Source organism: Persicitalea sp. (genome assembly GCF_041751555.1).
In the GTDB taxonomy this organism is placed as follows: Bacteria; Bacteroidota; Bacteroidia; order Cytophagales; family Spirosomataceae; genus Persicitalea.
In genome coordinates, this window is record NZ_JBGSXF010000188.1 from 1 (window position 1) to 5,769 (window position 5,769).

The 5,769-nt window shown below is 50.8% G+C and carries 4 protein-coding genes and 1 pseudogene; 3 read left to right on the forward strand and 2 right to left on the reverse strand.

The window, feature by feature from the left end:
* Nucleotides 1–1,052, reverse strand: a 1,052-nt coding sequence (locus ACEW8P_RS06550; protein WP_373512298.1) for a sialidase family protein, incomplete at its 3' end; no start/stop codon positions are given.
* 150 nt (nucleotides 1,053–1,202) lie between these two features.
* Between ACEW8P_RS06550 and ACEW8P_RS06555 the strand changes: the two genes are divergently transcribed.
* Nucleotides 1,203–2,726 carry a GH3 auxin-responsive promoter family protein gene (locus ACEW8P_RS06555; RefSeq protein WP_373512299.1) on the forward strand — a complete coding sequence of 508 codons (1,524 nt, stop codon included), beginning with the start codon at nucleotides 1,203–1,205 and terminating at the stop codon, nucleotides 2,724–2,726.
* 88 nt (nucleotides 2,727–2,814) lie between these two features.
* On the opposite strand, the gene ACEW8P_RS06560 is transcribed toward ACEW8P_RS06555, so the two are convergent.
* Nucleotides 2,815–3,417 carry a hypothetical protein gene (locus ACEW8P_RS06560; protein WP_373512300.1) on the reverse strand — a complete coding sequence of 201 codons (603 nt, stop codon included), beginning with the start codon at nucleotides 3,415–3,417 and terminating at the stop codon, nucleotides 2,815–2,817.
* 138 nt (nucleotides 3,418–3,555) lie between these two features.
* On the opposite strand from ACEW8P_RS06560, the gene ACEW8P_RS06565 reads away from it, so the two are divergent.
* Together ACEW8P_RS06565 and ACEW8P_RS06570 are read left to right on the forward strand one after the other, a co-directional pair.
* Nucleotides 3,556–5,424, forward strand: a complete 1,869-nt coding sequence (locus tag ACEW8P_RS06565; RefSeq protein ID WP_373512301.1) for a DUF5060 domain-containing protein — start codon at nucleotides 3,556–3,558, stop codon at nucleotides 5,422–5,424.
* Between the two features lie 21 nt (nucleotides 5,425–5,445).
* Nucleotides 5,446–5,769, forward strand: a pseudogene (locus ACEW8P_RS06570) (hypothetical protein); the annotation flags it as partial.

Here is a 5,769-nt window from a genome sequence, read left to right on the forward strand (position 1 = left end):
TCGTCGCGCAGGATCATTTCCGGAGCGGTGGCAAAGTCCGTGCATTCGGCGTTCAGCACCCTGGCGCGGATGCCCAGCGGCTTGTGGCGATAACCGTAGGTCAGCAATACCCGATTGTCGGGCAAGCGAAGTGCGTGGAGCGGATGTCCTTGAAAGCCCATTTTTTTCCAGGGCGAGAATGTTTTCCCCCCATCAGTCGAGCGGGCAATGCAGGCCTGATCGTCGAGTCCCGCCGTGCGCAGAAAGGCGACCAAATCACCTTTTGGCGTTTCGTAAATGGAAGTTTCATTGAAGGATGCCTTCTCGTCGGCAGCTACCGGGCAACTGTATTGCCAGCTCTTGCCTTTATCCGCCGAAATCAGGAGATGGGTGGAAGTTTTTCTCGGTGTCAGCGAATCGTTGGCCGCCACGACCCAGAAAACCCGCCCGTCTTTTCCCTCGTGCATCGCCCCGCGGTTATAGGCAGCAGTAGGTTTACCAAAGGGATCCAGGTTCATTTCGGGGGCGATATGCGGCGGGTAGCTTGGTCCCTCCCAGGTACTTCCGCCATCGCTAGATCGTAGGAGATAGCCACCTAAAAACACGGAGCCACTTTGATTTTGGAAAATGGGCTTCCGAATATTCACCAGTCCATCGGGACGCAGGAATGCCCAGCCGTAACTGGCGCAGAGAATCGTCCCATCACTGAGCTGGAGCAAACAGGGATCTTGTGAACCGCCAAAGGCGTGAGCATAAACTAGCTTTGGTTCAGGTGTCCATATTTCACCATCTTGAGAGCGCACAGCCACCAAGTAGCTATTGGGATCGACATGGCTGCTACTTTTCTCACCCAGCAATTTCCGTTCAGGGGCCCTTCGAAAAGCCAGCAACAGTTCGCCATTGGGTAGTTTGACGATCGACGGAAAGGCAGCGTGAAAGCTGGAATCCCGATAAATAACCACATCTTTCACCTTCCTCAACTCAGGAAGCGTGTCCGAAAGGAAAGCAGATTTTGGAGCTATCCAGCTATGCGTCAAAAAAAGCAGCATACACTGAAAGAGAAATGAAAACATCGCGGGTAGTTTGAAGATGAAAGGCGTTACAAATGAATTTATAACCTACCAGATGTTTACGGGCATACTTTTTTACTAAACTACCCTTTCTGATTCGTTTCAGAAATATCTGCGTCAAGCTGTTTTATTCTCAAATCTCAATTAACATAAATGTCCATAATAGGTAGTTTTATCAAGAAAGCCGTCGATCTCGGCGAAGCCCTCACCCATTACGATTCGCCAGTCGAGGAGCAGGAAAAAGTACTTCGCGATTTACTGGAAACGGCCAAAGACACTGCTTTTGGCAAACATTACAACTTTGAGACCATTCTGGAAAGCGATACGCTTTTTAAAACCTTCGCAGAACGAGTACCCTCCCACGATTACGATAAAATTAATGACAACTGGTGGCACCGCACCCTGGCGGGCGAGGCTGACGTCACCTGGCCGGGCAGTCCTGACTACTTCGCGGTGAGTTCCGGCACCACCAGCACCAGCAAGCATATCCCTGTCACCGACGAAATGATTTCGGCCATTCGGCGTGCGGGAATCGGGCAAGTACTTGCGCTATCGGAGTACGACATGCCCCCCGACTTTTTCGAGAAGGAAATCTTAATGCTGGGTTCCAGTACCGACTTGAAAGAAGTGGAGGGCCACCTCGAAGGTGAGATCAGCGGTATCAGCGCCAGCAATATTCCATCGTGGTTTGAATTTTATTACAAACCGGGTAAAGAAATTTCGGGTATCGAGGATTGGGACGTTCGTGTGCAGCGCATCGCTGAGGAAGCCCCGAATTGGGATATCGGCAGCCTGTCGGGCATTCCGTCCTGGATCGAACTGATGCTCAAAAAGGTCATCGAATACCACGGATTGAACAACATCCATGAAATCTGGCCCAATCTGATGGTTTATACTTCGGGCGGGGTAGCAATCGATCCCTATATCGAAAGTCTCAACAAATTGATGGCGCATCCGCTGATTTACATCGACACCTATCTGGCATCCGAAGGCTTTCTGGCGTTTCAGTCCCGACCCGAAACCAAGGCGATGAAATTGGTACTGAACAATGGCATCTACTTCGAGTTCGTGCCGTTTCAGGATCGCTTCATGGCCGAGGACGGCACCGTGCGACCCGACGCCCCGGTACTCAATAGTATGGAGGTGACCGAAGGTGTGGATTATGTATTGCTGATTTCGACCGTCTCGGGTGCCTGGCGCTATATGATCGGCGATACCGTACAATTTACCGACGTGGAACGCGGCGAAATCATCATCAGTGGCCGCACGAAGTTTTACCTCAACGTAGTTGGCGAGCAACTTCCGGTAAACAAGATGTCGGACGCTGTCCAAAAGCTTAGCGAGCAAAAGGGGATTTCTATCAAAGAATTTACCGTAGCTGCCGTGCGCCGGGAAGATGGCGAGTACATCAACAGTTGGTATCTGGGTGCCGACGAAGCCGTCGCCCAGTCCGATGACGTTGCGCAACTCTTAGACGATGCCCTGCGCGAATCCAATAAGAACTACGACGTAGCCCGCAGTAAAGCCCTGAAAGGCGTGGAAGCCAAAGTCATTCCGACGGAAATGTTCACTAAATGGAACGAGCGCACCAAAAAGAAGGGCGGGCAAGTCAAGATGCCGAAGGTGATGAAGGAAGAAGATTTCCGGGAATTTGAGGCATTTGTGGAGGGGAGGTGAGAATTTGGACATTGGACGTTGGATTTTGGATTTTGGACTTCTTTTCTAGTTTGCTCTGTGGGGTCTAAAATCCAACTTAAGATGTCAACTATCCCAATTTCGCCTTATACTCCTCGACCAACAACACCGTTTCTTCCGGCGACACATATAGTCGCCGGATTTTATCTTTGTAGCGCTGGGGCAAATGAGCGTGGTCGAGAATGAAGTTCTTGGTTGCCACAATTTTCTCTCCCAAACCATGACTGATGGCGAAGAGGTCAGCGGAACGTTCAGCTTGCATGAGATACCGCCTTGAAAATAAGTACCCCAGCCCGTATTTCGCCATTTCCCATACTGAGCGATTCAGGTAGTCCATTACGTGGCCCAGTTCGTGACCGATCCAGCCGATCAACACCTCTTGCGGAATTTCCTCAATGGGCAGCGCGTGTTGTATATCCTTGAAGTGTCGGCTAATTTTGATAACATAGCCCCGCTCGACTTTGGACTTGAAGATTGTATTAATCAACGGTTGCGCCAGCATGACCGACTTCTTGATGGAGGGGTCAAGAATGCGGAATTCGATGGGTGTGTCCAGCAACTCAGGATAATAAGAGAGAGATAGCAGGATTTCTTCTTTTAACAAGTCAGGAATGACCTTGTTTTTGCCAAATCGTTCCAGCGTAGATCCTGGATGCTGCGCGTCTTTTTTCATGGTAAAATAAACGTCATGGCCCAAAAAAAGGTTTTTGGACCCTTTTACATTCGCAATTATTCCGTCTGCTGGCAGTAGTTGTGCGATTCTATATTCTTGTAAGGGCAAAATTATACCCAATTTTCTTTCTTACAACCGATGCGAAAGCCCGCCTTTGCCCTTGCACTGCTATTCTCAACGCTTTCTTTCCACATCCTCTCAGCTCAGAAAATCTCCGGCGAACAGAAAACCTGGCACAAAACTACCCTAGACTTCGAAGGCCCCTGGTCATCGGAAACCGCTTTGCCCAATCCCTTCACCTACTACCGCCTCGACGTCACGTTTACGCACGAAAGCGGCGCACCGATCCTGATTGTGCCGGGGTACTTCGCAGCGGACGGACAAGCTGCCAATTCCTCCGCGACGAGCGGCAATGTGTGGCAGGTACATTTTGCTCCGCCTATGACGGGCAAGTGGAATTTCTTGGCTTCTTTTAAAGGCGGTGAGAATGCCGCGATTGGTGGAGCTGGCCAGTCGGCGGGCTATATGGACGGACAGAAAGGTAGTTTTGAGGTGTCAAAAACGGACAAGTCCCCTCCTGACAACCGTGCCAAAGGGCACCTAGAGTACAATGGTACCCGCTACCTCCAATACGCCGAAACGGGTGAAAATTTTATCAAGGTTGGGGCTGACTCGCCCGAAAATATGCTCCATTATGCTGACTTCGACGGTACTTTGGACGGCTATGGCAAGTTGGGTAAAGAGTATCTGCAACTCATGAAAACCTGGGAGCCGCACGCGCAGGATGTGGATGATGCGGTACAGGACTTTACCTGGAAAAACGGCAAGGGCAAGAATATCATGGGAGCAATAAACTACCTCTACGAGAAGGGGCAAAACGCGTTTTCGTTCCTGACGATGACGGTGGACGGCGACGATGGCTGCGTCTATCCCTACATTGTCAAGAGTGACTCCGCCTTCATTCAGTCCTCACAAGAATCAAAATCCTGGCAGCAAGCCATCCATCACGACCGCTTCGACTGCTCTAAACTGGATCAATGGGAACGGGTATTCGACTACGCCGAAACGAAAGGAATGTTCCTGCATTTCAAGACCTTCGAGGCCGAGAACGTCTGGCTCATGGGGAAACAAGAGCTGACCGATGAGCGAAAACTCTACTACCGCGAGCTCATCGCCCGTTATGGTCATCACCTCGCCCTCAACTGGAACCTGAGCGAAGAAACCAACGTGGATGTTGCGGTGATTCGCGCCACGGCGTCCTACATCCGCGCTACCGACCCCTATAAAAATCACGTAGTACAACACACCTTCCCGCTGGGCCACGGCAAGGAGGGTGCTCCTACCCTACCCATGTTCGACTACTACTACCTCAATCTCTTCGGTTTCCAATCTGAACTCACCGGGGCTTCGCTGCAACTCCAAAAGGAAGACGTCCATGAGCAAGTAAAGCGTTGGGTCGAGCTTTCGGCGCAGAGTGGCAAGCCGTGGGTGATTTGCAACGACGAGCAGGGCAATGCCTCCGTCGGCGTTACGGTCGATGCCGATCACCCGCTTTTCAAAAACAAACTACCCGACAACCTGGACGAAATCAGGCACAAGGTACTGTGGGCCACGCTTATGGCTGGCGGCATGGGACTGGAATATTACTATGGCTACCAAGCCGAAACCAATGATCTCAACGCCCAAGACCACCGGACGCGGGCGCACAAGTTCGAGCAGTCCAAAATTGCCCACGATTTCTTTGTCAAGTACCTGCCCTTTGCCGAAATGAAGTCGATGGACGAAGCCACAGCCAATCCCGACGATTACGTTTTTGGCAAAGAAGGTACTTTGTACGCGGTATATCTACCCAAGGGAGGAAATTTGGCCTTGAACATTCCGGCGGGGAAATGGCAGGTTCAGTGGTACAATCCGCGCGAGGGAGGTAGTTTGACGGCCAAGAAATCTTTTTCAAAATCTGCCAATGCGCCCGATCCACAGGACTGGGTTGCGCTGATTACCAGATAGATTTTTAAATAAAAAACGCTCATGTCCAGATTCATTTCAGTACTTCTACTCTTTCTTATCGTTCAAAGTTGCGCTCCCAAAGTACCCTCCGAAGCAAACGGACGGCTGGAAGTAGAGGCTGAAAACTTTTCAACCCAAACAAAAGACGACATACGAAAGTGGGTCATTGTAAAAGACCAACACGCCGCCACCGCTTCCGGGCAGGCCTACGTCGAATGCCTGCCGGATACGCGCGTGACGCACGACGACAAATTGATAAAAAGTGAAAATTTCTCCAACGTAGCGGGCGAGATGGCGGTGCTTTCTTATCCGGTGAGTTTCAAAACGACGGGTCGCTACTACGTG

Coding starts and splice junctions, on each gene's coding strand:
- ACEW8P_RS06555 (WP_373512299.1), top strand. CDS start 1,203: ATGTCCATAATAGGTAGTTTTATCAAGAAAGCCGTCGATCTCGGCGAA.
- ACEW8P_RS06560 (WP_373512300.1), bottom strand. CDS start 3,417: ATGAAAAAAGACGCGCAGCATCCAGGATCTACGCTGGAACGATTTGGC.
- ACEW8P_RS06565 (WP_373512301.1), top strand. CDS start 3,556: ATGCGAAAGCCCGCCTTTGCCCTTGCACTGCTATTCTCAACGCTTTCT.